This is a genomic window from Klebsiella sp. P1927 (assembly GCF_018204675.1).
Classification (GTDB): Bacteria; Pseudomonadota; Gammaproteobacteria; order Enterobacterales; family Enterobacteriaceae; genus Klebsiella; species Klebsiella pneumoniae.
Map to the genome: position 1 here is coordinate 655,654 of NZ_CP073377.1, position 26,572 is coordinate 682,225.

A 26,572-nucleotide genomic window follows, 5' to 3' on the forward strand; every position below is an offset into this window, starting at 1 on the left:
CCCCTTAGCCAAGTTCATTGGGATCGAGCGCGCCCGGGATATTTTTAATCTCTTCCCAGCGCTCGCCTTGCAGGCGGTAGCCTGTTGCCGGACCGGCATAATCGTTCACGTCGTTCACGGCCGAGAGCACCTGGCCCTCGCCAACAATGATGGCGGAGGTATGCAGGTAGTCGCCGGTGAGCTTGGCTTTCTGAATATTGAGCATGTCCTGGGCGACATCGGGGAAGCCGCCTTTCGCCAGGGCTTTCACCACCTCCAGGCCGTTGCGGTTCTTGTTGATGATCTCCTGAGCAAACTTGATGTCCTCGACGATATTGCGCTCAGGCATATCTTTTGAACCGTGGGCGTAGGTGGCGGCTTCTACTTCTTCATCCGTAATAGGCGGCAAACCCATGCCGGCAAATACCGCCTGCAGCGCGCGGGCGGCTTTGTTGCGAATGGCGATCACGTCCTCTTCACGCACCGGCCGCAGGCCGCCATCGACCTTCAGGTCGCGCTGGATCACGTTGTAGTCATCGAAGTCTTCGGCATCTTCGTTGGAACCGGCGAACATGTTGTCGTAGTTCGGCACCGCCGAGTAACCGGAGGAGATGAAGTCGGTGCCTGGCAGGAACTGCATCAGCAGACGCGCGGTACGCCGCATATCCGAGTGGGTAAAGGTTTGATCGTTGCTGGAGGCGCACTCCAGATCCAGCGCTGAGCAGATCAGGTTTTCCGCCAGTACGGCGCGGATCCCGGACGGCACGGCGGACGGTACGCCGATACAGCTGACGGAGCCATTCTGCAGGCCTTGCACCCCGGCGGCTTTGGTGATGTAGATGCAGCGCGCTTCGAGATAAAGCATCGATTTGCCTTCGGCATAGCCCATCTGTACTTCAGAACCGGAACCGGAGGTAAAGCGCATTTTCAGGCCGCGCGAGGCGTAGGAGGAGGCGAGGAAGCCTTTCGACCATGGAGTGTCATCGCCATCGGTAAACACCGGTTCCGTACCGTATACCGAAATGGTTTCGGCATAGCAGGTGTGGCCCAGCATGCCCAGTTTCAGCTCGGTGGCTTCTTCCAGCGAACACTGGGTGAGGACGCCGGGGCGGCCAACCTGTGAACCCACCAGCAGGGCGATGGCGTTGAACGGCGCGTAGCGCGCCACGGCGACGGTGGTCTCCTGTTCGTCAAAGCCGCGCCATGCGCCTTCAGCGGCGTCGGCGGCAATCTGTACCGGATTATCTTTGATATTAGTGACATGCGCCTGCTGGGACGGCGTGCGGCGGGCGCGCATTTTTTGCATCGCCATCATCATCTCGACCACGTTCATATGCGACACCACTTCCACGATTTTCGCCGGGGTCATCGCGGTAGTGAGCGGCACGATGTCGCTGCGTTTAACGTTCGGGTCGCAGAGCATGTTGGCGAGCTTAACCGAATCCATGGCCATCACTTCTTCGGCCCGGGCGAGATTAATGCCGTAGCGCGCGATAAAGTGGTCAATCAGGTCGAACTGCTCAACCGGTTTACCGTCGAGTTCGGTCACCGCGCCGTTGACGATGCGGATAGAAGGTTTGGGATCGTTAGGGCTTTCCATCGCGATAAAGCCCTCTTCAATCCACTCCTTAACGAAACCATCCTGATTCACAGGGCGTTTCGCCAGTGCTTCAAATCTTTTCGATCTCATGAATCAGCCTCGCGGGTATTAAATGTAGGAGGGGCGATCGTTTTTCGGTTCGGCGCCCAGCGTCGCCAGTACGGTTTTGCCGATTTCCCGGGCGGAGATCACCGCCTGGCGCACCGCGCCAGAGTCGCCGGAAATCACCAGAATGGCTTCGTTGCTGAAACTGGTGCCGTGGGCCGGTGAGCTGTAAGCCACCACCTCGACGTTGGCTGATTTCAGCGCGGTATCGGCCATCAGCACGCCAACGGACGCCGGGGCGCCGACGATAATGCCGCAGGCGCGGCCCAGTGGGGCGCCGAACGCTTTTTCCAGGGCATAACTGGCGCGCGCGGTATACTGCAGCTCAATATGACCCGCTTCGTTGCCGTAGACATCGCCGAAGGTACGGTCCAGCTCTTTCAGCGCGACCTCAATCCCGCGTTTGACGTCGGAAACATCATTCCCGCCCAGCACAATCAGCGAGCCATGGCCGGCGCCGCCTTTGGTGTCGCGAGGAAGCTCAATGCTGACCACTTCGGTGTTGGTGGCTTTGACCGCTTCATCGGCGGCCATGATGTGCGGCCCGGCGCCGGTGCGGGCGCCGAGGATGCCGATAGAGCGATAGCGTTTTTCGAGCTTCATCGCCTCCAGCAACGCGGCATCCACGTTGGCGATGACCAGCCCGAGGGTGTCGCCAATGGCGGTCCCGACAAATTCCGTTAAGCTGCAGCTTTTCTCTGCCATAGCCGTCTCTCCTGTGGGATGGGGGGTATCGGGAAGCGCCTGCTGCTCTGGCGTCGCTACACGGGCTATGACTTGCGCCATGATCTGTTCAACCAGCTCATTGCTGCTCATTGGCTATTCCCCTTCGGTAAGATTTTTTCAACATCGGTATGGGGGCGGGGAATGACGTGTACGGCTTTCACTTCGCCCACGTGGCGGGCTGCGGCGGCACCGGCGTCGGTGGCGGCTTTAACTGCCCCCACGTCGCCACGCACGATGACGGTCACCAGGCCTGAACCGATCCTTTCATAGCCAACTAATAAAACGTTGGCCGACTTAACCATTGCGTCAGCGGCCTCTATGGCTGCGGTTAAGCCTTTGGTTTCTACCATTCCTAATGCTTCTTGTTGCATAAAGACCTCGCAGGATATGTGCCAGTGAGGGAACTATATGGCGGAGCGGCGAAAAAGAATGGCTGAGTTGATGGTGGAGAGCGAAAAATAGTGGTTTTTATATAATATAAAATGGATTTATTTTATTTTATATCGTTGTTTTTATTTGATTTTATTGTTTATATAAATGTGATTATATTGCAATTCACGCTCCGTATTTACATTTTAAGAGGTGATTTTTTAAATTGTTTTTGCTATGCGATATTTTGCGTGATGTGATATTTGTTGGAAAATAAGCACTGCGCTTTCGCAATTTTTTATCATTTAGTTGGAAATTAAAATACCCCCTGAACGCCCGCCATTGCTGCATGGATTCGCGAACAAATAGCAATAAATTATTCTTCTTCGGCGACTTTACGCCGCCCGATTTCCGCAGGATGCCAACACTTTGCCGCTGCCGGTTTCTATAGTGGGCCTCGCCGTACCCAACGAGCCAGCGGATGGTTGGCTGGCCTGGACACGAACTTCGTCACGAGGTGTCACAATGAATGGTTCTTTACGCGCGCAATGTATCGCCGAGTTTTTAGGCACCGGGCTGTTTCTGTTTTTTGGTATCTGCTGCCTGAGCGCCCTGAAACTGACCGGCGCCAGCCTGGGGCTGTGGGAGATCTGTATTATCTGGGGACTGGGTATTTCTCTGGCGGTGTACCTGACGGCCGGCATTTCGGGGGGACATCTGAACCCTGCGGTCACCGTCGCCCTGTGGCTGTTTGCCTGCTTCCCGGGCAGAAAAGTGGTGCCCTATATCGTGGCTCAGGTCGCCGGCGCGTTTGGCGGCGCCGTGCTGGCCTGGATACTTTACAGCACCCTGTTTACGCAATTTGAAACGGTGCATCATATGGTGCGCGGCAGCCTGGAAAGCCTGCAGCTGGCCAGTATATTCAGCACTTACCCGGCGCCTGAGCTCAGCATCTGGCATGCGGCGCTGGTGGAGGTGGTGATCACCTCGATGCTGATGGGGATGATCATGGCGCTCACCGATGATGGCAACGGCGTACCCAAGGGCCCACTGGCGCCGCTGTTGATTGGCATTCTGGTGGCGGTGATCGGCGCCTCGACCGGGCCGCTTACCGGCTTCGCGATGAATCCGGCACGCGATTTTGGCCCGAAATTGTTCACCTGGTTCGCCGGGTGGGGCAATATCGCCATGACCGGGGGAAGAGATATTCCCTATTTTATCGTGCCCATTATCGCACCGTTGTTAGGGGCCTGCCTCGGCGCCGCAATTTATCGTTTTCTTATCGCCAATAATCTGCCCTGTCATACCTGCGTGGAGGAAGAAAATACGCGTTAGCGTCATAAGGGGAATGTATCTGTGAAATAGCCAGGCTAATTTCATGAACCGATATCACGAACCGCTCAAAAAGTCTCCCCGGGTTGGGAGACTTTTGTTATTGTCAATGCACTTTTTTATCGTCGATGGGATCTGATGCTAAAAAAGGTAAATATGAAAAATATGTTTTATTTATAACAAAAAATTAACTGAGGGGTTTTATCATGATTTCTGCGAGTACCTTGAACTCAGAACTCATCAATAAAATCGCACAGGATTTTGCGCAAGCCACCAGTCTGGCGGTTGTGGTCGTCAATATTCACGGTGATGAGATTTCTGAATTGTTTAATTTCACGCCGTTTTGCCAGCTGATGCGTCAGCACCCGGAGCACAGCGGACGCTGTCGCATGAGCGACCGCTGCGGCGGGCTGGAAGCCTCAAAAAAAGACCAGCTGTGTATCTACCGCTGTCATGCGGGGTTAACCGATTTTTCCATCCCGCTGGTGATCGCCGGCCACCTGGTCGGTTTCGTGCTGTGCGGGCAGGTGCGTCTGAGCAATGATGTTGAACTGGTTGATATCTTGAACGTCGATGACCGCTGGCAGGACGATCCGGCGCTGGTCCAGGCGTTTCGCGATGTGCCGGAGATGGACTATTCGCGGGTTATCGCTTCGGCGGATCTGCTGAAGCTGATCGTCGAGAATTGCCTGAAAAAACAGCTCAACTTTGTGGTTATCAAAGATAACCCGTCGCAGAACGATCCGGCGCAGGCCAGCCGGGCGCCCTCGCCGCACGATGGCAAAATGAAGAAGGCGCTGCGCTATATCGACGCGCATCTCTCCGATGAGCTGCGTCTGGAGGATGTGGCGGCGCATGTCTATCTCAGCCCGTACTACTTCAGCAAACTGTTTAAAAAGTATCAGGGGATCGGTTTTAACGCCTGGGTCAATCAGCAGCGGATGGCGAGCGCAAAAGAGCTGCTATGCCACAGCGACTGGAGCATCGCCAGCATCGCGCGGAATTTAGGTTTTTCGCAAACCAGCTATTTTTGCAAAGTGTTTCGCCAGACCTATCAGGTAACGCCGCAGGCATTTCGTCAGCAAATTAATGCTGGATCACAAACTGAGTCTTTTTAAATGACAATATTTTGCTATTGCCGATTTTTGATATCCCCGAGTATCTTCATCAATATAAAATGAAAAAAACGACAGTAGAGCAATAAATTGTCATAGCGCAACAAAATAGTGATATTCGAGGGATAAACTACACCAGTTTTTATTTTTGTGATGAGATAGAGTGTCCGTTAATACGAGACAGCTGATTATCACAACACCGCTTTCCTTCACTGACGTCATTGTGACGAGTGATGAAACGGTAAAAGAAAACATAAAGTAATACCCGTCGATGCAGGGCGCATCGGCGAAACAAACCGACAGGTTCGACACCAGTTTGGTGTCAGGGAAGGGGGTGTAAATCCCCCGCAGCCCCCGCTGCTGTGATGCTGACGACCCCGCAAAAACCACTGATCGAAAGATTGGGAAGGGCGGGCGAGAACGAGGCTAAGCCAGAAGACCTGCCTGCCGGTAACTGACCAACAACTTCGGTGGGAAGTGGGTGGCTTAGCGGTGCGTGGTCGCAGGACCAGGCATGCGCGTAGCTATACCCTGACCGCCAGAACAGGACAGGGTATGGCAACCAGGCGTGCGTTCATTCTTGCGGGTACCGGCAGCGGTTGTGGCAAAACCACCGTTACGCTCGGCCTGCTCAGCTTGCTCCAACAGCGCGGTATGCGGGTGCAACCCTGTAAAGTCGGGCCTGACTACCTGGATACCGCCTGGCACACCGCCATCAGCGGCATCGCTTCCCGCAATCTCGACAGCTTTATGCTTCCCGCCCCGATACTCAACGCGCTGTTTACCGAACAGCTACAGCAGGCCGATATCGCGGTTATCGAAGGGGTGATGGGCCTGTATGACGGCTACGGCACCGACCCTAACTACTGCAGCAGCGCGGCAATGGCTAAGCAGCTTGGCTGCCCGGTGATTTTGCTGGTCGATGGCAAAGCGGTGTCGACCTCCATCGCCGCCACGGTGATGGGTTTTCAACATTTTGATCCGGCTCTCGACATCGCTGGCGTTATCGTCAATCGGGTCAACAGCGACGCGCACTTCCAGCTGCTGAAAAGCGCCATTGAGCGCTACTGTCGGGTGCCAGTGCTCGGCTATGTGCCGCGCGTGGAAGGCGTGGCGCTGCCCGAACGACATCTGGGATTGGTGACCGCCCGCGAGTCGGTGGTCAATCAGCAGGCATGGCGGGATTTTGCCAGCCTGCTGGGGCGCACCCTCGACATAGACCGGCTGCTGGCCCTCAGCGAACTGGCCGCCATGCCGATCGGCGAGTGGGGAGAACAGCTTGCCGCCGATGCCGGCGAAGGACTGACGCTGGCCCTCGCCGACGATGAGGCCTTCAATTTTTATTACCTCGATAACCTGGCGCTGCTGGCGCGCTGCGGCGTGAAGATGGTGCGCTTTAGCCCGCTGCGCGATCGCCAGCTGCCGGCCTGCCAGATGATCTGGCTCGGCGGCGGCTATCCGGAGCTGCATGCGGCCGGGCTATCCGCTAACCACGAGATGCTGACACAGCTTCGCGCGGCGCACCGGCGCGGGGTGGCGATCTACGCCGAGTGCGGCGGCCTGATGTACCTGGGCACGACCCTGGAAGTCACCAGCGGCGAGCGCTACACGATGGCGGATATTATTCCCGGACACAGCCGAATGGGGACGCGTCTGACCCGGTTCGGCTACTGCGAAGCGCAGGCGCAGCAGCAGACGCTGCTGGCAGCCCCTGGCGAGTGGCTGCGCGGCCATGAATTTCATTACTCCGATTTTTCTCCCGCCACTCCCGCCGTACTGGCCTGCCGTAAACAGCGAGACGGTAAGACGCTCCAGCAGTGGCAGGGAGGATGGCAGTCCGGCAGCGCCTTTGCCAGCTATCTCCATGTCCATTTTGCCCAGCGCCCGACCATGCTCAACCACTGGCTGCAGGCAGCAAGGAGGGCGCTATGACCCTTCTCGCCTGGTGTGTAGCCTGGATACTTGATGTCGTCATTGGCGATCCGCCGCACTGGCCGCATCCGGTGCGCTGGATAGGTCGCCTGATCGCCGTCAGCCAGCGTGTAGTGCGACGCGTCTGCCATAGCGACCGGGCGCTGCGCATCGGCGGCGGGGTGATGTGGCTGGTGGTGATCGGCCTGACATGGGGCGTTGCCTGGGGCGTACTGGCGCTGGCGCACGGGATCCACCCCTGGCTTGGATGGCTGGTGGAAGTGTGGATGATCTTCACCGCGCTGGCGGGACGCTGTCTGGCACAGTCGGCGATGGCGGTGGCCCGGCCGCTGCAGGCCGGAGATCTCGCCGAAAGCCGGCATAAGCTCTCCTGGATTGTCGGGCGCGATACCTCTCAGCTCCAGCCAGCGCAGATCAACCGTGCGGTGGTGGAGACCGTGGCGGAGAACACGGTGGATGGTATTATCGCGCCGCTCTTTTTCCTGCTCCTCGGCGGCGCGCCGCTGGCCATGGCCTATAAAGCGGTCAACACCCTCGATTCCATGGTCGGCTATAAACACGAAAAATACCGGGCGATCGGCATGGTCAGCGCTCGTCTTGATGATGTAGCCAACTTCCTTCCCGCCCGGCTGAGCTGGCTGCTGCTCAGCCTTGCCGCGGTGCTATGCCGGGAAGATGGCGCCCGGGCGCTGCGTACGGGCTGGCGCGATCGCTATCAGCACAGCAGTCCTAACTGCGCCTGGCCGGAAGCGACCGTCGCCGGCGCGCTGGGGATCCGCCTTGGCGGCCCGAACGATTACTTCGGCCAGCGCGTTGAAAAGCCCTGGATAGGCGACGCCGTCCGCGACATCGCGGTGGACGATATTTCCCGAACCATTCGATTAATGTGGGTGGCGTCAAGCCTGGCGCTGGCGCTGTTTATCGGCGTGCGCTACTGGCTGGTCGGCGCGGCCTGAGGAGAACCTGATGCAGTACATCCAACAACCGCAGGCGATCGAGGCGAAAAGCTTCGACATCATCAGCGAGATCATCGCCGAAACGCGACCGGACTACCGTTTCGCCAGCCCGCTGCACGAGGCGATTATCAAGCGGGTGATCCACACCACCGCTGACTTCGACTGGCTGGATATTCTGTGGTTTTCTCCGGATGCCCTGATCGCGCTGAGTGAGGCCTTGAGCCGGCCCTGCACGCTGTATACCGATACCACCATGGCGCTGTCCGGGATCAACAAAACCCTGCTGGCCCGCTTTGGCGGCGAATGCCGCTGCTATATCAGCGACCCGCGGGTGGTGCGCGAGGCGCAAAGCCGGGGGATGACCCGCTCGATGGCGGCGGTGGATATTGCGGTGCAGGAGCCCGGGGAGAAAGTGTTCGTCTTCGGCAATGCGCCAACCGCGCTGTTTCGCCTGCTGGAACATCGCGAGACCGCCATCGGCGGCGTGGTGGGGGTGCCGGTCGGGTTCGTCGGCGCGGCGGAGTCGAAAGCGGCGCTCAGCGAGAGCGGCCTGCCGGCCATCGCCGCGCTCGGCCGCAAAGGGGGAAGCAACGTGGCGGCAGCGATTGTGAACGCTCTGCTTTACCACCTGCGGGAGGCGCAATGAGCGATCAGACCTTTGACGCCCCGGTGTGGCATCACGGCAAAGCGCTGCGCAAGGGCTACACCACCGGCTCCTGCGCCACAGCGGCGGCAAAAGTGGCGGCGCTGATGGTGATGCGCCAGCATCTGATTCATCAGGTCTCGATCGTCACCCCCTCCGGCGTCACCCTGTGCCTGAACGTTGAGTCCCCGCACGTCGAAGGGCAGCAGGCGGTCGCCGCGATCCGTAAAGACGGCGGCGATGATGTCGACGCCACCCACGGCATGCTGATTTTTGCCCGGGTCACCCTCAATGACAGCGGAGAGATTAGCCTGCAGGGCGGGGAGGGTATCGGCACGGTGACCCGCAAAGGGATCGGCCTGCCGACAGGCAGCCCGGCGATAAACCGCACTCCGCGGCACACCATCGAGACCGCCGTGCGCGAAGCGATAGGTCCTACCCGCGGCGCGCAGGTGGAGATTTTTGCTCCGGAAGGCGTACTTCGCGCGCAAAAAACCTATAACGCCCGGCTGGGGATCCTCGGCGGGATCTCGATTATCGGCACCACGGGGATCGTTACCCCGATGTCGGAAGAGAGCTGGAAGCGCTCGCTCTCCCTCGAGCTGGAGATAAAACGCGCCGCCGGGCTGGAGCGCGTGGTGCTGGTGCCGGGCAACCACGGTGAGCGCTTTGTCCGCGAGCAGATGGGCATCGACCCGCAGATGGTGGTCACCATGAGCAACTTCGTCGGCTACATGATTGAAGAGGCGGTTCGGCTCGGTTTCCGCCAGATTGTGCTCATTGGCCATCCCGGCAAACTGATCAAAATCGCCGCCGGGATCTTTCATACCCACAGCCATATCGCCGATGCGCGGATGGAAACTCTCGTCGCTCATCTGGCGCTGCTTGGCGCGCCGCTGCCGCTGCTGACGCTGGTCAGCGAGTGCGACACTACCGAAGCGGCAATGGAGCATATCGACGCCTGGGGATACCAGCGCCTCTATAACCATCTGGCTGAGCGAATCTGCCAGCGTGTTCTTGAGATGCTGCGCTTCACTCAGCAACCGCCCACCTGCGACGCGGTTCTGTTTTCTTTTGATAACCAGGTACTGGGCAGCAGCCGTCCGCTGGAGGCGATTGCCCGGGAGCTGACATGTTGACGGTCGTGGGAATGGGCCCGGCGGGGCTGCAGTGGCTGATCCCGGCCGCGCGCGAGGCAATCGCCGCCGCTGAGGCGCTGGTGGGCGGCAGCCGCCATCTCCAGCAGTTTCCCGACTTCGCCGGCGAGCGCTTCGCGCTGGGGGCCGATATGCCGGCGCTGCTGGCGTGGATTGAGGCCCATACCGGGCGCCGCGTCGTGGTGCTGGCCTCTGGCGACCCGCTGTTCTATGGCATTGGCACCCGGCTGATTGCCCATTTTGGCCGGGAACGAGTGCAGGTGATCCCCGGCATCAGCGCGGTGCAGTACCTCTGCGCCCGGGCGGGCATCGACATGAACGATATGTGGCTGACCAGCAGCCATGGCCGGGCGGTGAGCTTCGATGCTCTGGCCGCCCACCGGAAAGTCGCCATGGTGACCGACGGCCGCTGCGGACCGCGGGAGATAGCCGCCCAGCTGATGGCCCGCGGCAAAGGCCATCGCTGGATGGTGATAGGCGAGAATCTGGCGATGGAAAACGAGCGGATCCACTGGCTGCCGGTCAGCGCCGTGGAGGACGAATATGAGATGAATGCGGTGGTGATCCTCGATGAAAGATGAGCTGTTTTTGCGCGGCGCCCAGGTGCCGATGACCAAAGAGGCCGTGCGCGCGCTGGCGCTGGCGAAGCTGGAGCTGCACCGGGCGCGCCATCTGATTGATATCGGCGCGGGCACCGGCAGCGTCAGCATTGAGGCTGCTCTACAGAACCCGGCGCTGCGGGTGACGGCGATTGAGCGTCAGGCCGACGCGCTGCGCCTGCTGGCGGAGAACCGGCAGCGCTTTGGCTGCGACAACATCGCTATCGTGGCGGGCGTTGCGCCGCTGGCGGTCGCCGACAAAGCCGACGCGATCTTTATGGGGGGCAGCGGCGGCCACCTGACGGCGCTGATCGACTGGTCGCTGGCGCAGCTGCATCCTGGCGGCCGGCTGGTGATGACTTTTATTTTGCAGGAAAACCTTCATAGCGCCCTGGCGCACCTGCGGCAGAGCGGCATCCACGAGGTGGACTGCCAGCAGCTGGCGGTCTCCACCCTGGCTACCCTGGGCAGCGGCCACTACTTCAAACCCCATAATCCCGTTTTTGTCATCGCCTGTCAGAAGGAAGAAAACCATGGCTGAGACTTTTGATCCCCATTGCGTGTGGTTCGTCGGCGCCGGTCCGGGCGATCGCGAACTGATTACTCTCAAAGGCTACCGTCTGCTACAGCAGGCGCAGGTAGTGATCTACGCCGGGTCGCTGATCAACACCGAGCTACTGGCCTACTGTCCGCCACAGGCGGAGTGCCACGACAGCGCCGCGCTGCATCTGGAGCAGATCCTCGACCTGATGGAGGCGGGGGTGAAGGCGGGAAAAACGGTGGTGCGTCTGCAGACGGGCGACGTCTCGCTATATGGCTCGGTGCGCGAGCAGGGCGAAGAGCTGACCCGCCGCGGGATCCGCTGGCAGGTGGTGCCGGGCGTCAGCGCTTTCCTCGGCGCGGCGGCGGAGCTGGGGGTGGAGTACACGGTACCCGAAGTCTCGCAGAGTCTGATTATTACCCGTCTGGAAGGGCGCACGCCGGTTCCCGCGCGCGAACAGCTGGAAGCCTTTGCCAGCCATCAAACCTCGATGGCGATTTACCTGTCGGTGCAACGTATTCACCGGGTGGCGGAGCGGCTGGTGGAGGGCGGCTACCCCGCGACCACCCCGGTCGCGGTGATCTACAAGGCCACCTGGCCGGAAAGCCAGACCGTCCGCGGTACCCTCGCGGACATCGGCGACAAAGTACGCGACGCCGGGATCCGCAAAACGGCGCTGATCCTGGTCGGCCCCTTCCTCGGCGATGAGTATCACTACTCAAAACTGTACGCAGCGGATTTTAGCCATGAATACCGTAAAGCCTGAATCCATTGCCCTGTTTTGCCTGACGCCCGGCGGCGTGCGGCTGGCAAAACGGCTGGCGGCCATGCTGCCGCTTACCTGTTACACCAGCGAAGCGCTGCAGGAAGAGGGGTTTATCCCCTTCAACGGCGGCTTTGCCAGCGCTGCCCGCGAGGCGTTCAGCAGCTTCTCGGCGTTGATTTTTATCGGCGCCACCGGGATTGCCGTGCGGGTGCTGGCCCCACTGGTGAATGACAAGCTCAGCGACCCGGCGGTGGTGGTGATTGATGAGCGCGCCCGGCACGTCATCAGCTTGCTCTCCGGCCATGCCGGGGGGGCCAATGCGCTAACCCGCTATCTCGCCGGGATGCTCGACGCCGACCCGGTGATCACCACCGCCACCGACGTCAACGAGCTGGCCGCCCTCGACACGCTGGCCTTCCAGCTGAACGCCCGGATGACCGATTTTCGCGCGGCGGTGAAAACCGTTAACCAGATGCTGGTGAGCGGTAAGCGGGTGGGGCTGTGGTGCGACGGCGAATTCATCGGGGCGCTAAGCCGCTGCGACCGGCGCGGGTTTATCCCGGTAAGCGACCTGGCGAGCTTGCCGGCGCTCGACGCCCTGATCTGCGTCACCCTGCGCCGGTCGCTGCCGCCGCTGCCGGTGCCTCACTGGAAGCTGGTGCCCCAGCGGGTGGTGGCGGGGATCGGCTGTCGGCGCGACACCCCCTGCGCGCTGCTCTGTACGTTGCTGGATCGCCAGCTTGCCGCTCAGCGTCTTGACCCGCTGGCGCTGAAAGCGATCGGCAGCGTGAGCCTGAAGGCAAACGAGCCGGGGTTGCGCCAGCTGGCTCACCGCTGCCGGGTGCCGTTCGAAACCTTCAGCGCCGAGGCGCTGCGCGAGCACGAGCACCGCTTTCCGGCCTCGTCTTTTGTCCGGGAGACGGTCGGCGTCGGCAGCGTCTCCGGCCCGGTGGCCTGGCTGCTGAGTCAGGGAAACCTGTCCGGCGAAACCCTGCGTGAGCAGGGCGTGACCATTACTTTGGGAGTAACACACTGATGTTAAACGTAATCGGAATTGGCCCTGGCTCGCAGGCGATGATGACCATGGAAGCCGTGGAGGCCCTGCAGGCGGCAGAGATCGTGGTGGGCTACAAGACCTACACCCACCTGGTAAAAGCCTTTACCGGCGACAAGCAGGTGATCAAAACCGGCATGTGCAAAGAGATTGAGCGCTGCCAGGCGGCCATCGAGCTGGCGCAGGCCGGGCACAACGTTGCGCTGATCAGCAGCGGCGACGCCGGCATCTACGGCATGGCGGGGCTGGTGCTGGAGCTGGTTAATAAGCAGCAGCTGGACATTGAGGTCCGTCTGATCCCAGGGATGACGGCCAGTATCGCCGCCGCCTCGCTGCTCGGCGCGCCGCTGATGCATGATTTCTGCCATATCAGCCTTAGCGATCTGCTGACGCCCTGGCCGGTGATTGAAAAACGCATAGTCGCCGCCGGGGAAGCGGACTTCGTTATCTGTTTCTACAACCCCCGCAGCCGCGGCCGCGAAGGACATCTGGCGCGCGCCTTTACGCTGCTGGCGGCCAGTAAAAGCGCAGATACGCCGGTCGGCGTAGTCAAATCCGCCGGACGCAAAAAGCAGGAGAAATGGCTGACCACCCTCGGGGAGATGGATTTTGCCCCAGTGGATATGACCAGTCTGGTGATCGTTGGCAACAAAGCGACTTACATCGACAACGGCCTGATGATCACCCCGCGAGGCTACGCGCTGTGAATCACGGCGACGTGCTGGTTATCGGGGGCACCAGCGATGCGCGGGCGATCTGCCAGCAGCTGGACGCCGCCGACGTACGCTACACCCTGTCGGTGGCGACCCCTACCGGCGAGCGGCTGGCCGGCGATATCCGCGGGCAGATACGCTGCGGGCGTATGGAGTGGCAGCAGATGGCGGAGTGGCTCAGAGCGCAGCGCACCCGCTGGGTGATCGATGCCTCTCACCCCTACGCCGAGGTGGTCAGCCAGAATATTGTGCGCGCCTGCGCCAGCGTCGGGGTTCTGCTCAGCCGCTATCAAAGGCCGGAGCAGCTGAGCGATCTGCGCCATCCGCTACTTCACGTGGTCGGCGATCTGAACGAGGCCTGCGCGGTGGCTCGTCGCCTCGGCGAGCGGATCCTGCTGACCACCGGCAGCAAAGATCTGGCGGCCTGGCGGGCGGGACTGGCGGAGAAAACGCTGCTCGCCCGGGTGCTGCCGGTGCCGGAGGTGGTTCAGCACTGTAGCGATCTGGGGTTTGGCGTCGGGGAGATCTTCGCCCTCTGCGGGCCGTTCAGCGCCGAATTTAACGCCGCCTTTTATCGCCAGTGCCGGGCCGATGTTGTGGTGACGAAAGCCTCGGGGGCTGAAGGAGGCTATCAGGAAAAAGTACAACCCTGTCTTGATGCGGGGATCCCCTGCATCGTCATTACCCGTCCGGCGCCGCTGGTGACGGGCGATGAACTACTGCAAAGCCAGGCCGATTTCACTGCGCGGCTGACGCGCTGGCTGTCGGCGACTTGAGGAAGAGGATATGAAAAAAGCACTTCTGGTGGTGAGCTTTGGCACCAGCTATCACGACACCCGCGAGAAGAACATCGCCGCCTGCGAGCGCGATCTGGCCGCCAGCTGCCCGGACCGCACGCTGTTCCGCGCCTTCACCTCGGGGATGATTATTCGCAAACTGCAGCAGCGCGATGGTATTCATATCGATACTCCGCTGCAGGCTCTGCAAAAGCTGGCCGAGCAGGGATACCAGGATGTGGCTATCCAGTCCCTGCACATTATCAACGGCGACGAGTACGAGAAGATCGTTCGCGAAGTGCAGAGCATGCGCCCGCGCTTTCAGCGTCTGACGCTGGGCGCGCCGCTGTTGAGCGGTCATGGCGATTACGTGCAGCTGATGCAGGCCCTGCGCCAGCAGATGCCGCCGCTGGCGGCGACGGAGCGAGTGGTGTTTATGGGGCACGGCGCCAGCCACCACGCCTTCGCGGCCTACGCCTGTCTGGATCATATGATGGCGGTGCAGGGTTTTCCGGCGCGGGTGGGGGCGGTGGAAAGCTATCCCGAAGTGGACATCGTCATTAACGAACTCTCCCGCCAGGGCGTGACCGGCGTGCATCTGATGCCGCTGATGCTGGTGGCCGGCGATCATGCCATTAATGATATGGCCTCCGACGAAGACGATTCGTGGAAAACCCGCTTCAATGCCGCCGGTATCCCCGCCACGCCATGGCTTAACGGGTTAGGGGAGAATCCGGCGGTGCGGGCGATGTTTGTCGCCCATCTGCAGCTGGCGCTGAACGACACGATGGAGAAAGCAGCATGAGCGGCAAACTATACGCCCTGAGCAGCGGGCCGGGGGCGGCCGATCTGATCACCGTGCGTGCGGCGCGGATCCTCGGCCAGCTGGATGTGCTGTATGCGCCAGCCGGCCGCAAAGGCGGCGACAGCCTGGCGCTCTCCATCGTACGCGAGTACCTGGGCGCACACACGGAGGTCCGCTGCTGCCATTTTCCGATGAGCGCCGACAGCGCGGAAAAAGAGGCGGTGTGGAACGACGTTGCCGCGGCGCTGGCCCAGGAGGTGGCGGCGGGCAGGCAGGTCGGGTTTATCACCCTCGGCGACGCCATGTTGTTCAGCACCTGGGTCTTTCTGCTGCAGCGGATTGGCTGCCCGGAGTGGCTGGAGATTGTCCCTGGCGTTACCTCCTTCGCCGCCATTGCCGCGCGGGCGAAAACCCCGCTGGCCATGGAGCAGCAGTCGCTGGCGGTGATCTCCTGCACCGCGCCGGAAGCGGACATTGCCGCGGCGCTGCGCCAGCATGACAGTCTGGTGCTGATGAAAGTCTACGGCCGCTTCGCCCGCATTAAGGCGCTGCTGGCGCAGGCGGGGCTGCTGGATGCGGCGCTGATGATGTCAGAGGCCACCCTGCCGGGCGAGCAGTGCTGGCGCCGTCTGCGCGAGGTCAGCGATGACCAGCCGCTGCCCTATTTCTCGACCATTCTGGTTAACAAACAGTGGGAGGAGGCGTAATGAATCAGGTGAAATCGCTGAAGCAGCTTTCGTATGGGGGGCTGGCGGCCGCTGTTCTGCTGATCATCGTCCCGCAGGAGGCGTTCGCCATGCATATCATGGAGGGCTTTTTGCCGCCGATGTGGGCGCTGGCGTGGTGGCTGCTGTTTTTACCCTGCCTGTGGTACGGCCTGGTGCGCCTGCGGCGTATCGTTCAGGAAGAGAGCAATCAGAAGGTGCTGCTGGCCCTCTGCGGGGCGTTTATTTTTGTTCTTTCGGCGCTGAAGATCCCGTCGGTGACCGGTAGCTGCTCGCACCCGACCGGCGTCGGTCTGGCGGTGATCCTCTTCGGGCCGGGCGTGGTGGCGGTGCTGGGGGCGATCGTTCTGCTGTTCCAGGCGCTGCTGCTGGCGCATGGCGGCCTGACCACCCTTGGCGCCAACGGGATGTCGATGGCGGTGATCGGCCCGATGGTCGGCTATCTGGTGTGGAAGCTGGCCTGTCGGGCGGGGATCCGTCGCGATGTCGGGGTCTTTCTCTGCGCCATGCTGGCGGATCTGATGACCTACTTTGTCACCTCCGTCCAGCTCGGGGTGGCTTTTCCCGATCCGGCAACCGGGGCAGGCGGATCGATCGCCAAGTTTATGGGCATCTTCTGCCTGACGCAGATCCCGATCGCCATCGCGGAAGGCTTGCTCACCGTGATGATCTACGATCAGCTAACCAAACGGCGACTGATCGCCGCGGAGGCACATTAATATGAAAAAGACCCTGATCCTGTTGGCGATGGTGGCCGCCCTGATGATCCTGCCATTTTTTATTAACCACGGCGGCGAGTTTGGCGGCTCGGACGGCGAAGCGGAGAGCCAGATCCAGGTGGTGGCGCCGGATTATCAACCCTGGTTCCAGCCGCTATATGAACCGGCGAGCGGCGAGATTGAGAGTCTGCTGTTTACCCTGCAGGGCTCGCTGGGCGCGGCGGTGATTTTTTACATTCTCGGATATGCGAGGGGCAGACAGCGCCGTGATGACCGGGTTTGACCGACTCAGCTACCAGAGCCGCTGGTTGCAGGTGGCGCCAGAGCGTAAGTTTCTGCTCTGGCTGCTGCTGATGGCGCTGGCCTTTACGCTGCCGGCGTGGGGCCAGGCGCTGACGCTGGCGCTGACCGCCGCGCTGACCTGCTGGCTGCTGCGGGTCTCATTCTGGCGCTGGTGCCGCTGGATGGCGCTACCCTTTGGCTTTTTGCTGGTCGGCGTGCTGACCATTCTGTTCAGCGTTAGCCGCGACCCGCAGATGCTGTTAGCGAGCTTGCGGCTGGGCGCTTTCTCGATAGGGATTTCCGCTCCGGGGCTGGCCGTGGCCGGGGAGACCTTCTGGCGCAGCCTGGCAGCGATGGCGGCCACGCTCTGGCTGGTGCTTAATCTGCCTTTCCCCCAGCTGATTATCTTGCTCAAGCGCGGTCGCGTACCGCGGCTGTTGACGGAGCAGATCCTGCTGACCTGGCGCTTCATTTTTATTCTGTTGGACGAGGCGATGGCGATTCACCGCGCGCAAACCCTGCGTTTTGGCTATGGTAGCGTGCCGCAGGGCTATCGCTCGCTGGCGATGCTGGTGGGACTGCTGTTCACCCGCGTCCTCCTGCGCTATCAGCAGATGAGCACGGCGCTGGATATCAAATTGTACCAGGGTGATTTTCACCTCTAAGGATAAGTATGCTTGCCACAACCGATCTCTGGTTTCGCTATCAGGATGAGCCGGTACTTAAAGGGCTGACGCTGGATTTTTCCCGCCATGCGGTGACCGGCCTGGTGGGGGCCAACGGCTGCGGAAAGTCGACGCTGTTTATGAACCTGAGCGGCCTGCTGCGCCCGCAGCAGGGGGCGGTGCTGTGGCAGGGAGAGGCGCTGAATTACAGCAAGCGCGGTCTGCTGGCGCTGCGCCAGCAGGTGGCGACGGTGTTTCAGGATCCGGATCAGCAAATCTTCTATACCGATATCGACAGCGATATCGCTTTTAGTCTGCGTAACCTCGGGGTGGCGGAAGAGGAGATCGCCCGCCGGGTGGATGAGGCGTTGACCCTCGTCGATGCCCAGGGGTTTCGCCAGCAGCCGATCCAGTGCCTCAGCCATGGGCAGAAAAAACGGGTGGCAATCGCCGGGGCGCTGGTGCTGCAGGCGCGCTACCTGCTGCTTGACGAGCCCACCGCGGGCCTCGATCCACGCGGGCGGGCGCAGATGATCGCCATCATCCGCCGCATTGTCGGGCAGGGGCGGCGCGTGGTGATCTCCAGCCACGATATCGATCTGATCTATGAGGTGAGCGACGCCGTTTACGTGCTGCGTCACGGCGAAGTGCTGGCCGCGGGGGATCCCGGCGAGGTATTTGCCTGCGCGGAGACGATGGACAGGGCGGGATTGACGCAGCCGTGGCTGGTGAAACTTCATAGCGAACTGGGGCTGCCGCTGTGTAAAACCGAGGCGGAGTTTTTTCAGCGGATGCACAACAACGCGATAGGCGCGATAAAGGAGGCGTCATGACGCTGGCAGTGATGTTGCAGGGCACGGCTTCCGACGTGGGGAAAAGCGTGCTGGTGGCGGGACTGTGCCGCATTTTTCATCAGGATGGGCTGCGTACCGCGCCGTTTAAATCACAGAATATGGCGCTGAACTCCGGCATTACGCCGGATGGCAAAGAGATGGGCCGGGCGCAGATTTTCCAGGCCGAAGCGGCCGGGATTGCGCCGGATGTCCGCATGAATCCGATTTTGCTCAAGCCCACCAGCGACCGTCAGGCGCAGGTGGTGCTGATGGGGCAGGTGGCGACCAGCATGGATGCGGTGAGCTATCACCAGTACAAGCCGCGCCTGCGCGAGCAGATCCTCGCGGTCTACCAGAGCCTGGCCGGAGAGTATGAGGCGCTGGTGCTGGAAGGCGCCGGCAGTCCGGCGGAGATTAACCTGCGCGACCGCGATATCGTCAATATGGGCATGGCCGAGATGGCGCAATGCCCGGTGATCCTGGTGGCCGATATCGACCGCGGCGGGGTGTTTGCCGCGATTTACGGCACGCTGGCGCTGCTGCAGCCTCAGGAGCGGGCGCGGGTGAAAGGGGTGATCATCAATAAATTCCGCGGCGATGTGGCGCTCCTGCGCTCCGGGATAGAGCAGATCGAGGCGTTGACCGGGGTGCCGGTGCTGGGCGTTATGCCATGGCTTGACGTGGATCTCGAGGATGAGGACGGCGTCGCGCTGCAGGCCGGGAAATACCATCGCACCGACCGGCGCGATATCGACATCGCCGTGGTTCACCTGCCGCATATCGCCAATTTTACCGACTTTAACGCCCTGGCGGCACAGCCAGACGTCCGGGTGCGCTATGTCCGCGATCCGCAGGCGCTGGCCGACGCCGACCTGGTCATTCTTCCGGGCAGTAAAAATACCCTCGGCGATCTGTGCTGGCTGCGCGAGAGCGGCATGGCGCACGCGGTCGAGCAGGCCCGGCAGCGCAAGGTGCCGCTGCTGGGGATCTGCGGCGGCTATCAGATGCTGGGCGAAACCATTATCGATGAGGTGGAGTCTGGCCTTGGCGCCCAGCCCGGGCTGGGGGTGCTGAAGACCGTGACCCACTTCGCCCAGCACAAAACCACCACCCAGGTGCAGGCGACCCTGGGGTCTGCGCTCCCGGATTGGTTAGCCGACGCGGCGGGGCTGCGCGTCAGTGGCTATGAAATTCATATGGGCGAGACGCGCCGCGAGGCAGGCTGCCCGCCGCTGCTGCAGTTGCATAAAGCGGGGCAGGCAGTGGACGACGGGGCGATAAGCGACGACGGCCTGGCGTTCGGCACCTATCTCCATGGCCTGTTCGACAGCGATGCCTTTACCCGGGCGCTGCTCAACGGCCTGCGCCAGAGCAAAGGGCTGGCGCCGCTGGACAGCGCCCTGGAGTATGCCCGCTATAAAACCCGGCAGTTTGATCGGCTGGCCAAGGCCATGCGCGAACATATCGCCATCGATAAAATTTACGCCATCATGCGCCAACATCAGGAGCCCCTATGCTGACTCTGGTTACCGGCGGCGCGCGCAGCGGCAAAAGTCGCCATGCCGAGGCGCTGATTGCCGATGCGCCGCAGGTGTTATATATCGCCACCTCGCAAATCTTTGACGACGAGATGGCCGCAAGGATCCAGCATCATCGCGACGGCAGGCCCGCCCACTGGCGCACCGCCGAGCGCTGGCAGCAGCTTGATGAACTGATCACCCCGGCTATCGCCCCAGCGGAGGCGATTTTGCTGGAATGCATCACCACCATGGTCACCAACCTGCTGTTCGCGCTCGGCGGCGACAGCGACCCCGACGGCTGGGATTACGCCGCCATGGAACGGGCTATTGATGACGAAATTGGCGTGCTGATTGCCGCCTGTCAGCGCTGTCCGGCGCACGTCGTGCTGGTGACCAACGAGGTGGGGATGGGCATTGTGCCGGAGAACCGCCTGGCGCGGCATTTTCGCGATATTGCCGGGCGGGTTAATCAGCGCCTGGCGGCCGCGGCGGATGCGGTCTGGCTGGTGGTCTCCGGCATCGGCGTCAAAATCAAATAACTCAATCGCTGGCTGACCGGGCCAGCCCTGGCAGGGATTCTGTATGCAAAATTTAAACACGGTTCTGCGGGCGATCCCCGCGCCGGACGCCGACGCCATGGCGCGGGCACAGCAACACATCGACGGCTTACTCAAGCCCCCCGGCAGCCTCGGGCGTCTGGAGGCGCTGGCGGTGCAGCTGGCGGGAATGCCCGGCCTGGGCGGCCAGCCGCAGGTGGCGAAAAAGGCCTTGCTGGTGATGTGCGCCGACCATGGAGTGTGGGACGAAGGGGTGGCGATTTCGCCGAAGGCGGTCACCGCCATCCAGGCGGCAAATATGACCCGCGGCACCACCGGCGTCTGCGTGCTCGCCGCCCAGGCCGGGGCGAAAGTGCATGTAATTGATGTCGGTATCGATAGCGAACCGCTGCCCGGCGTGGTGAATATGCGGGTGGCGCGGGGCTGCGGCAATATTGCCCGCGGTCCGGCGATGAGCCGTGAGCAGGGGCAGGAGCTGTTGCTGGAGGTGATGCGCTACACCCGCGCGCTGGCCCAGGAGGGCGTTACCCTGTTTGGCGTCGGCGAACTGGGGATGGCCAATACCACGCCGGCGGCAGCGATCGTCAGCGTCCTGACCGGCAGCGATGCGCAGGAGGTGGTCGGGATTGGCGCCAATCTGCCGCTGGCGAAGGTTGGCAACAAGATGGAGGTGGTGCGGCGGGCTATCGCCGTCAATCAGCCCGACCCGAATGATGGCCTCGACGTACTGAGCAAAGTCGGTGGTTTCGATCTGCTGGGGATGACCGGTGTCATGCTGGGGGCGGCGTCCTGTGGGCTGCCGGTGGTGCTGGATGGCTTTCTCTCCTACGCGGCGGCGCTGGCGGCGTGTCAGATAGCGCCGGAGGTGAAACCGTATCTGATCCCGTCCCACTATTCGGCGGAGAAGGGGGCGCGTATCGCGTTGGCGCACCTGGGCCTCGAACCGTATCTCAATATGGGCATGCGTCTGGGAGAAGGCAGCGGCGCGGCGCTGGCGATGCCGATCGTCGAGGCGGCCTGCGCGATGTACCATCGCATGGGCATGCTGGCGGCAAGCAATATTGTGTTACCGAAGGGGTAAGCAGGAGATGGGGGCGGCAATGGCCGTTCCCGTTTTCGGCAGAGGTTTTGCCGGCGGCAGAAACAAAAAAACACCCTTGAGGGTGTTTGTAATGTTGGTTGCGGGGGCCGGATTTGAACCGACGACCTTCGGGTTATGAGCCCGACGAGCTACCAGGCTGCTCCACCCCGCGTCACCGTACTGCTTCACTTTGTCAAATTTGATTGGTTGCGGGGGCCGGATTTGAACCGACGACCTTCGGGTTATGAGCCCGACGAGCTACCAGGCTGCTCCACCCCGCGTCACCGTACTGCTTTACTTCATCAAATTTTAATTGGTTGCGGGGGCCGGATTTGAACCGACGACCTTCGGGTTATGAGCCCGACGAGCTACCAGGCTGCTCCACCCCGCGTCCGTGGAAGCGCACTATACTCCGCTAGCGAGATGATGCAACCTTTTTTCGACCAAATCGACATTTTTGTAAGAATTGGCTTATAAAACGCCATGTTGTGGTGTTTTTTTACACAAATCTGTGCCATCGATGAGATCGCGCATTTCAATAGCTCCGGCGCTTTGTTATCTTCAACACGCACTAAGGCTTCGCAGCAAAAGATGAGACACCATGAAAGGACGTTGGGCAAAATATGTAGCGACGGGGGCAATGCTGGCCATGCTCGCCGCCTGTTCCTCAAAACCGACCGACCGCGGTCAGCAATATAGCGATGGCAAGTTCACCCAGCCGTTTTCACTGGTAAACCAGCCGGATGCCGTCGGGGCGCCGATCAACGCCGGCGACTTCTCCGAGCAGGTTAATCAAATTCGTAACGCCTCGCCACGCCTCTATAATAGCCAGAGCAACGTCTATAACGCGCTGCAGGAGTGGCTGCGCGCCGGCGGCGACACCCGTACGCTGCGCCAGTTTGGCATCGACGCCTGGCAGATGCAGGGCGTCGACAACTATGGCAACGTCCAGTTTACCGGCTACTACACGCCGGTGGTGCAGGCGCGCCACACCCGTCAGGGCGAATTCCAGTACCCCATTTACCGTATGCCGCCAAAGCGCGGTAAGCTGCCGTCCCGCGCCAGCATCTATGCCGGCGCGCTGAGCGATAACTATGTGCTGGCGTATAGCAACTCGTTGATGGATAACTTCATCATGGACGTGCAGGGCAGCGGCTATATCGACTTTGGCGATGGTTCGCCGCTCAACTTCTTTAGCTATGCCGGGAAAAACGGCTGGCCCTATCGCAGCATCGGCAAAGTGCTAATCGACCGCGGGGAAGTGAAGAAAGAAGATATGTCGATGCAGGCGATCCGCGAGTGGGGTGAGAAGCACAGCGAAGCGGAAGTGCGTGAGCTGCTGGAGCAGAACCCGTCGTTCGTGTTCTTTAAACCGCAGTCTTTCGCGCCGGTGAAAGGGGCCAGCGCTGTGCCGCTGATCGGCCGCGCCTCGGTGGCCTCCGACCGGTCGATTATTCCGCCAGGAACCACCTTGCTGGCCGAGGTGCCTCTGCTGGATAATAACGGCAAGTTTAACGGCCAGTACGAACTGCGCCTGATGGTCGCCCTCGACGTCGGCGGGGCCATCAAAGGTCAGCATTTCGACATCTATCAGGGCATTGGGCCTGACGCGGGCCACCGTGCCGGCTGGTATAACCACTACGGCCGCGTATGGGTGCTGAAAAACGCCCCGGGCGCGGGGAATGTTTTTAGCGGCTAACCCCCCCCCGGCCGTGCCTGTTGACCAGGGCGCCCGGATGACGCCGCTTGCGGCGGCCTCCGGGCGCTGTCATTTTGTTCTGAGGTTCTATGTCTGTTGTAATCAGCGATGCCTGGCGCCAGCGTTTTGGCGGTACGGCACGTTTATATGGTGAAAAAGCGCTGCAATGTTTTGCCGACGCCCACGTCTGCGTGGTCGGGATCGGCGGGGTCGGCTCCTGGGCGGCGGAAGCGCTGGCGCGGACCGGCATCGGGGCGATCACCCTTATCGATATGGACGATGTCTGCGTCACCAACACCAATCGTCAGATCCACGCCCTCAGCGGCAACGTCGGGCTGGCGAAAGCGGAGGTGATGGCGGAGCGTATTCGCCTGATCAACCCGGAGTGTCGGGTGACGGTGGTGGATGATTTCGTGACCCCGGAAAACGTGGCGGAATATCTTGGCGTCGGCTTTAGCTATGTTATCGACGCCATCGATAGCGTCCGGCCGAAAGCGGCGCTTATCGCCTGGTGTCGCCGCTACAAGGTGCCGCTGGTTACTACCGGCGGGGCGGGTGGTCAGATTGACCCAACGCAGATCCAGGTCGCGGACCTGGCGAAGACCATCCAGGATCCGCTGGCGGCCAAACTGCGAGAGCGGCTGAAAAGCCAGTTTGGGGTGGTGAAAAACAGCAAAGGTAAGCTCGGTGTAGACTGCGTCTTCTCTACGGAAGCGCTGGTCTACCCGCAGGCGGACGGCAGCGTCTGCGCAATGAAGAGCACGGCGGAAGGGCCGAAGCGGATGGACTGCGCTTCCGGCTTTGGCGCGGCGACGATGGTGACCGCGACCTTCGGCTTCGTCGCGGTGTCGCATGCCCTGAAGAAGATGCTGGCGAAAGCGCAGCGTGACGCTGCGGCTTCCGGAAAATAGTTTCCCCACCGGGCGCGGCGGCGGGAAAGCGAAATCGGGAGATTAACTTTCGCGGGCGGCGGCGAGCACCGCCTCGCTCAGGGCGCTGAGGCCCTGGCTGCGCGAGGCGCTGAGCTGGCCGCGCAGCCCCAGCTCGTCGAACAGCGCCAGCGGATCCTGCGCCAGGATCCCGGCGCGGGTTTTTCCTTCCACGGCGGTTAAAAGTACCGCCAGCAGACCGCGCACAATCCTTCCTTCGCTGTCGCCAAAGAAGTGCAGCCTGCCCTCGGCGTCCTCCTCATAGCCCAGCCAGACGCGGTTCTCACAGCCGGCAATCTCATGGGCCTGCGCTTTGCGCTCGTCGGTCAGCGTCGGCAGCTTTTTGCCCAATAAAATCAGCTGACGGTATTTATCCTCCCACTGGTTCAGCGGGGCGAAGATCTGGCGCAGCGTAGCGTCGGTAATGGTTGTGCCGAAGGGGTGCAGAGTTGTCATTAATCCACCAGAATTTCCAGGGCGCGATCCACCGCGTGGACCAGCGCCGCAACATCGTCTTGGGTATTGTAGGGGGCGAAAGAGGCCCGCAGGGTGCCGCTGACCCCTAAGGCCGCCAGCAGCGGCTGGGCGCAGTGTTGCCCGGCGCGCAGGGCAATGCCGGACTCCGCCAGCAGCGTCACCAGATCGCTGTGATGAATATCCTCAAATTCAAAGGCCAGCAGGCTTGACTGCTGGCAGCGGAAAGAGCGGAAGCCCGGCCGTTTCGCCAGTTCCTCTTCCGCCAGGCTCGCCAGACTGCGGCTCCAGTTTTCCGCCTGGCCGATATCGCTCTGCGCCAGCCACTCCAGCGCGGCGCTGAGGCCGATAACCCCGGCGACATTCGGCGTACCGGCCTCGAGGCCATAGGGGGCCGGCTGCGGCGTAAAGCCGTCAAAGCTGACCTCGGCGATCATTTTCCCGCCGCCGAGCCAGGGCGACATCGCTGCCAGCAGCTCGCTTTTGCCGTACAGGGCGCCGATCCCGGTCGGGCCATACAGCTTATGGCCGGAAAAGGCGTAAAAATCGATATCCAGCGCCTGCACGTCAGCGGGGAAATGCACCGCTCCCTGGGCGCCATCGACCATCACCACCATCCCGGCGGCGTGAGCAAGGCGGATAGCCTGCGCCAGGTCCGGGCAGCCGCCGGTGACGTTGGACATCTGACCGATGGCCAGCACCCGGCTGCGCGGGGTAATCAGCGCGCTGAGGCTGGCGATATCCGGCAGGCGGTCGGCGCCAAGCGGCAGCTTGACCACTCTGGCGCCGGTCTGCCCGGCCACCATCAGCCAGGGCACGAGGTTGGCATGATGCTCGGCTTCGCTAACGATAATTTCATCGCCAGGCTGCAGGCGCGGCCGGACGTAGCTTTGCGCCACCATATTGATGGCCTCGGTGGTCCCCCGCGTCCAGACGATATCTTTGCCGGAAGGGGCGTTAAGCCACGCCGCCACGCGATCGCGGGCCGCCTCGTAGCGCTCGGTCAGCCGCTGGGCGGCGGCGAACTGGCTGCGATGGACATTGCCGGCGCTCAGGCGATAAAACTGGTCGCTGGCGTCGATCACCGCCAGCGGTTTGAGCGCTGTCGCGGCGCTGTCGAGATAGACGCCGGCATCGGCCAGAGCCGGAAACTGCGCGCGAAAGTGCGCCGGGTTGAATGCGTTCATGGAATTCCTCGTATCAATACCGCGATCGTCGCGCAATTTGCCGGGCGTGACAAGGTCTCTGCGTCCTGTGGAATTGTCCGAATGTGACTCCACGTCGGTCAAAGAGGGTTATGCTGAAAAGTGTTGGGTTTGTGTTTTAACCTATTACTTAACGAGTTACGAATAGTATAAATAGCCGTAAGGAGAGAAGAATGAAAATGACTAAGGCCGCTGCGATTATCTCTGCCTGTATGCTGACTTTAGGCCTGAGCGCCTGTTCCTCTAACTATGTGATGCATACCAACGATGGGCGGACCATCGTTACCGACGGGAAACCGCAAACCGATAATGACACTGGCATGATCTCGTATAAAGACGCGTGGGGCAACAAACAGCAGATCAATCGCTCTGACGTGAAACAACTGGGTGAACTGGACGAGTAAGGCAGTAAAAAGGCAAAAAAAAGCACCGCGCGTTGCGGTGCTACATTAAATCACTATGGACAGACAGGGTAAATGTACAGGAAGTGAAAAGGGGTAGCTTTGCTACCAGGGTCTGCAAAAACAGACCAATTGCAAACACAACAACACAACATCACAACCGTAAGCCAAAAGCTTGATGGAACACGCATTCCAAAAAAAGCTTCTCGTTCCGGCTCAGGAAGTGCCGCCACTATAGGTATTTGCTGGTAGAACCTCAACGGACAATTTATAATGGCTCAGATAAAAAAAACTAATAGGTTAATCATTGTTTC

29 protein-coding genes, 3 tRNA genes and 1 riboswitch are annotated in these 26,572 nt (G+C 61.1%); of the genes, 24 read left to right on the forward strand and 8 right to left on the reverse strand.

Annotated features, from left to right (window positions below; genetic code table 11):
- Positions 1-4 precede the first annotated feature (4 nt).
- The 3 genes from pduC to pduA are packed head-to-tail and all read right to left on the reverse strand — an operon-like array spanning position 5 to position 2,781.
- Positions 5-1,669, reverse strand: coding sequence for a propanediol dehydratase large subunit PduC (pduC, locus tag KB892_RS03420; RefSeq protein WP_002915744.1), 1,665 nt, complete (start codon positions 1,667-1,669; stop codon positions 5-7).
- A gap of 18 nt (positions 1,670-1,687) precedes the next feature.
- Positions 1,688-2,500 (reverse strand): propanediol utilization microcompartment protein PduB, encoded by an 813-nt coding sequence (pduB, locus tag KB892_RS03425; protein ID WP_002915739.1) that lies wholly within the window; start codon positions 2,498-2,500, stop codon positions 1,688-1,690.
- Positions 2,497-2,781 carry a propanediol utilization microcompartment protein PduA gene (gene pduA / locus KB892_RS03430; protein WP_002915737.1) on the reverse strand — a complete coding sequence of 95 codons (285 nt, stop codon included), beginning with the start codon at positions 2,779-2,781 and terminating at the stop codon, positions 2,497-2,499. Before pduA ends, pduB begins: the two co-directional genes overlap by 4 nt.
- 523 nt (positions 2,782-3,304) lie before the next feature.
- Here pduA and pduF point away from each other — a divergent pair.
- The 21 genes from pduF to cobT all read left to right on the forward strand — a co-directional run bounded on the left by pduF (position 3,305) and on the right by cobT (position 21,550).
- Positions 3,305-4,114 (forward strand): propanediol diffusion facilitator PduF, encoded by an 810-nt coding sequence (gene pduF / locus KB892_RS03435; protein ID WP_002915732.1) that lies wholly within the window; start codon positions 3,305-3,307, stop codon positions 4,112-4,114.
- A 203-nt stretch (positions 4,115-4,317) separates the two neighbouring features.
- Positions 4,318-5,229: a transcriptional regulator PocR gene (gene pocR, locus KB892_RS03440; protein ID WP_004181164.1), complete on the forward strand. Its 912-nt coding sequence runs from the start codon at positions 4,318-4,320 to the stop codon at positions 5,227-5,229.
- A 281-nt stretch (positions 5,230-5,510) separates the two neighbouring features.
- A riboswitch (cobalamin riboswitch) is annotated at positions 5,511-5,689 on the forward strand.
- Positions 5,690-5,781: 92 nt separating this feature from the next.
- Positions 5,782-7,158 carry a cobyrinate a,c-diamide synthase gene (locus tag KB892_RS03445; protein ID WP_002915727.1) on the forward strand — a complete coding sequence of 459 codons (1,377 nt, stop codon included), beginning with the start codon at positions 5,782-5,784 and terminating at the stop codon, positions 7,156-7,158.
- The gene (cbiB, locus tag KB892_RS03450; protein ID WP_002915724.1) at positions 7,155-8,114 is read left to right on the forward strand and encodes an adenosylcobinamide-phosphate synthase CbiB; all 960 of its coding nucleotides are present in this window, start codon (positions 7,155-7,157) and stop codon (positions 8,112-8,114) included. Before KB892_RS03445 ends, cbiB begins: the two co-directional genes overlap by 4 nt.
- A gap of 10 nt (positions 8,115-8,124) precedes the next feature.
- A complete protein-coding gene (locus KB892_RS03455) occupies positions 8,125-8,760 on the forward strand; it encodes a cobalt-precorrin-8 methylmutase (protein WP_002915711.1) in 636 nt (211 codons plus the stop codon).
- Complete coding sequence (gene cbiD / locus KB892_RS03460; protein ID WP_002915708.1) at positions 8,757-9,896, forward strand: cobalt-precorrin-5B (C(1))-methyltransferase CbiD; 1,140 nt, start codon at positions 8,757-8,759, stop codon at positions 9,894-9,896. The genes KB892_RS03455 and cbiD overlap by 4 nt, the downstream gene beginning before the upstream one ends.
- The gene (locus tag KB892_RS03465) at positions 9,890-10,495 is read left to right on the forward strand and encodes a cobalt-precorrin-7 (C(5))-methyltransferase (RefSeq protein WP_004151092.1); all 606 of its coding nucleotides are present in this window, start codon (positions 9,890-9,892) and stop codon (positions 10,493-10,495) included. Before cbiD ends, KB892_RS03465 begins: the two co-directional genes overlap by 7 nt.
- On the forward strand, positions 10,485-11,054 hold the full coding sequence (locus KB892_RS03470) for a decarboxylating cobalt-precorrin-6B (C(15))-methyltransferase (protein WP_002915684.1): 570 nt from the start codon (positions 10,485-10,487) through the stop codon (positions 11,052-11,054). The genes KB892_RS03465 and KB892_RS03470 overlap by 11 nt, the downstream gene beginning before the upstream one ends.
- On the forward strand, positions 11,047-11,820 hold the full coding sequence (locus KB892_RS03475; protein WP_004149602.1) for a cobalt-precorrin-4 methyltransferase: 774 nt from the start codon (positions 11,047-11,049) through the stop codon (positions 11,818-11,820). Before KB892_RS03470 ends, KB892_RS03475 begins: the two co-directional genes overlap by 8 nt.
- Positions 11,801-12,856: a cobalt-precorrin 5A hydrolase gene (gene cbiG / locus KB892_RS03480; protein WP_004151091.1), complete on the forward strand. Its 1,056-nt coding sequence runs from the start codon at positions 11,801-11,803 to the stop codon at positions 12,854-12,856. Before KB892_RS03475 ends, cbiG begins: the two co-directional genes overlap by 20 nt.
- Positions 12,856-13,581: a precorrin-3B C(17)-methyltransferase gene (locus KB892_RS03485; RefSeq protein ID WP_002915629.1), complete on the forward strand. Its 726-nt coding sequence runs from the start codon at positions 12,856-12,858 to the stop codon at positions 13,579-13,581. The genes cbiG and KB892_RS03485 overlap by 1 nt, the downstream gene beginning before the upstream one ends.
- A complete protein-coding gene (locus tag KB892_RS03490; RefSeq protein WP_002915627.1) occupies positions 13,578-14,363 on the forward strand; it encodes a cobalt-precorrin-6A reductase in 786 nt (261 codons plus the stop codon). The genes KB892_RS03485 and KB892_RS03490 overlap by 4 nt, the downstream gene beginning before the upstream one ends.
- A 10-nt stretch (positions 14,364-14,373) precedes the next feature.
- On the forward strand, positions 14,374-15,168 hold the full coding sequence (gene cbiK / locus KB892_RS03495; protein ID WP_002915626.1) for a sirohydrochlorin cobaltochelatase: 795 nt from the start codon (positions 14,374-14,376) through the stop codon (positions 15,166-15,168).
- Entirely contained in the window at positions 15,165-15,875 is a 711-nt protein-coding gene (locus KB892_RS03500) for a cobalt-factor II C(20)-methyltransferase (RefSeq protein WP_002915624.1), read from the forward strand. Before cbiK ends, KB892_RS03500 begins: the two co-directional genes overlap by 4 nt.
- Positions 15,875-16,612, forward strand: coding sequence for a cobalt ECF transporter S component CbiM (gene cbiM / locus KB892_RS03505; RefSeq protein WP_002915621.1), 738 nt, complete (start codon positions 15,875-15,877; stop codon positions 16,610-16,612). The genes KB892_RS03500 and cbiM overlap by 1 nt, the downstream gene beginning before the upstream one ends.
- Position 16,613: 1 nt before the next feature.
- Positions 16,614-16,895, forward strand: a complete 282-nt coding sequence (locus KB892_RS03510) for an energy-coupling factor ABC transporter substrate-binding protein (protein WP_002915619.1) — start codon at positions 16,614-16,616, stop codon at positions 16,893-16,895.
- On the forward strand, positions 16,882-17,559 hold the full coding sequence (locus KB892_RS03515; protein ID WP_002915616.1) for an energy-coupling factor ABC transporter transmembrane protein: 678 nt from the start codon (positions 16,882-16,884) through the stop codon (positions 17,557-17,559). The genes KB892_RS03510 and KB892_RS03515 overlap by 14 nt, the downstream gene beginning before the upstream one ends.
- Positions 17,560-17,567: 8 nt before the next feature.
- The gene (locus KB892_RS03520) at positions 17,568-18,392 is read left to right on the forward strand and encodes an energy-coupling factor ABC transporter ATP-binding protein (RefSeq protein WP_002915614.1); all 825 of its coding nucleotides are present in this window, start codon (positions 17,568-17,570) and stop codon (positions 18,390-18,392) included.
- Positions 18,389-19,912 (forward strand): cobyric acid synthase, encoded by a 1,524-nt coding sequence (locus tag KB892_RS03525; protein ID WP_002915613.1) that lies wholly within the window; start codon positions 18,389-18,391, stop codon positions 19,910-19,912. Before KB892_RS03520 ends, KB892_RS03525 begins: the two co-directional genes overlap by 4 nt.
- Positions 19,906-20,451, forward strand: coding sequence for a bifunctional adenosylcobinamide kinase/adenosylcobinamide-phosphate guanylyltransferase (cobU, locus tag KB892_RS03530; protein ID WP_002915611.1), 546 nt, complete (start codon positions 19,906-19,908; stop codon positions 20,449-20,451). The genes KB892_RS03525 and cobU overlap by 7 nt, the downstream gene beginning before the upstream one ends.
- 43 nt (positions 20,452-20,494) lie before the next feature.
- Entirely contained in the window at positions 20,495-21,550 is a 1,056-nt protein-coding gene (cobT, locus tag KB892_RS03535) for a nicotinate-nucleotide--dimethylbenzimidazole phosphoribosyltransferase (protein WP_004151088.1), read from the forward strand.
- 95 nt (positions 21,551-21,645) lie between these two features.
- Here the strand turns inward: cobT and KB892_RS03540 are convergent.
- From KB892_RS03540 to KB892_RS03550, 3 genes are all read right to left on the reverse strand, one after another.
- Positions 21,646-21,722, reverse strand: a tRNA-Met gene (locus KB892_RS03540).
- A 32-nt stretch (positions 21,723-21,754) separates the two neighbouring features.
- Positions 21,755-21,831, reverse strand: a tRNA-Met gene (locus tag KB892_RS03545).
- A gap of 33 nt (positions 21,832-21,864) precedes the next feature.
- Positions 21,865-21,941, reverse strand: a tRNA-Met gene (locus tag KB892_RS03550).
- 210 nt (positions 21,942-22,151) lie between these two features.
- Between KB892_RS03550 and mltA the strand changes: the two genes are divergently transcribed.
- Together mltA and tcdA are read left to right on the forward strand one after the other, a co-directional pair.
- On the forward strand, positions 22,152-23,249 hold the full coding sequence (gene mltA, locus KB892_RS03555; protein WP_002915579.1) for a murein transglycosylase A: 1,098 nt from the start codon (positions 22,152-22,154) through the stop codon (positions 23,247-23,249).
- 89 nt (positions 23,250-23,338) lie between these two features.
- Complete coding sequence (gene tcdA, locus KB892_RS03560) at positions 23,339-24,160, forward strand: tRNA cyclic N6-threonylcarbamoyladenosine(37) synthase TcdA (RefSeq protein WP_002915577.1); 822 nt, start codon at positions 23,339-23,341, stop codon at positions 24,158-24,160.
- Positions 24,161-24,202: 42 nt separating this feature from the next.
- Here the strand turns inward: tcdA and csdE are convergent, their stop codons facing one another.
- Both csdE and csdA read right to left on the reverse strand, forming a co-directional pair.
- The gene (csdE, locus tag KB892_RS03565; protein WP_004151086.1) at positions 24,203-24,634 is read right to left on the reverse strand and encodes a cysteine desulfurase sulfur acceptor subunit CsdE; all 432 of its coding nucleotides are present in this window, start codon (positions 24,632-24,634) and stop codon (positions 24,203-24,205) included.
- Positions 24,634-25,839 (reverse strand): cysteine desulfurase CsdA, encoded by a 1,206-nt coding sequence (gene csdA, locus KB892_RS03570; protein WP_002915551.1) that lies wholly within the window; start codon positions 25,837-25,839, stop codon positions 24,634-24,636. Before csdA ends, csdE begins: the two co-directional genes overlap by 1 nt.
- Before the next feature lie 197 nt (positions 25,840-26,036).
- Here csdA and KB892_RS03575 point away from each other — a divergent pair, with 197 nt between their 5' ends.
- Entirely contained in the window at positions 26,037-26,261 is a 225-nt protein-coding gene (locus KB892_RS03575; RefSeq protein ID WP_002915549.1) for a YgdI/YgdR family lipoprotein, read from the forward strand.
- Positions 26,262-26,572: the final 311 nt, after the last annotated feature.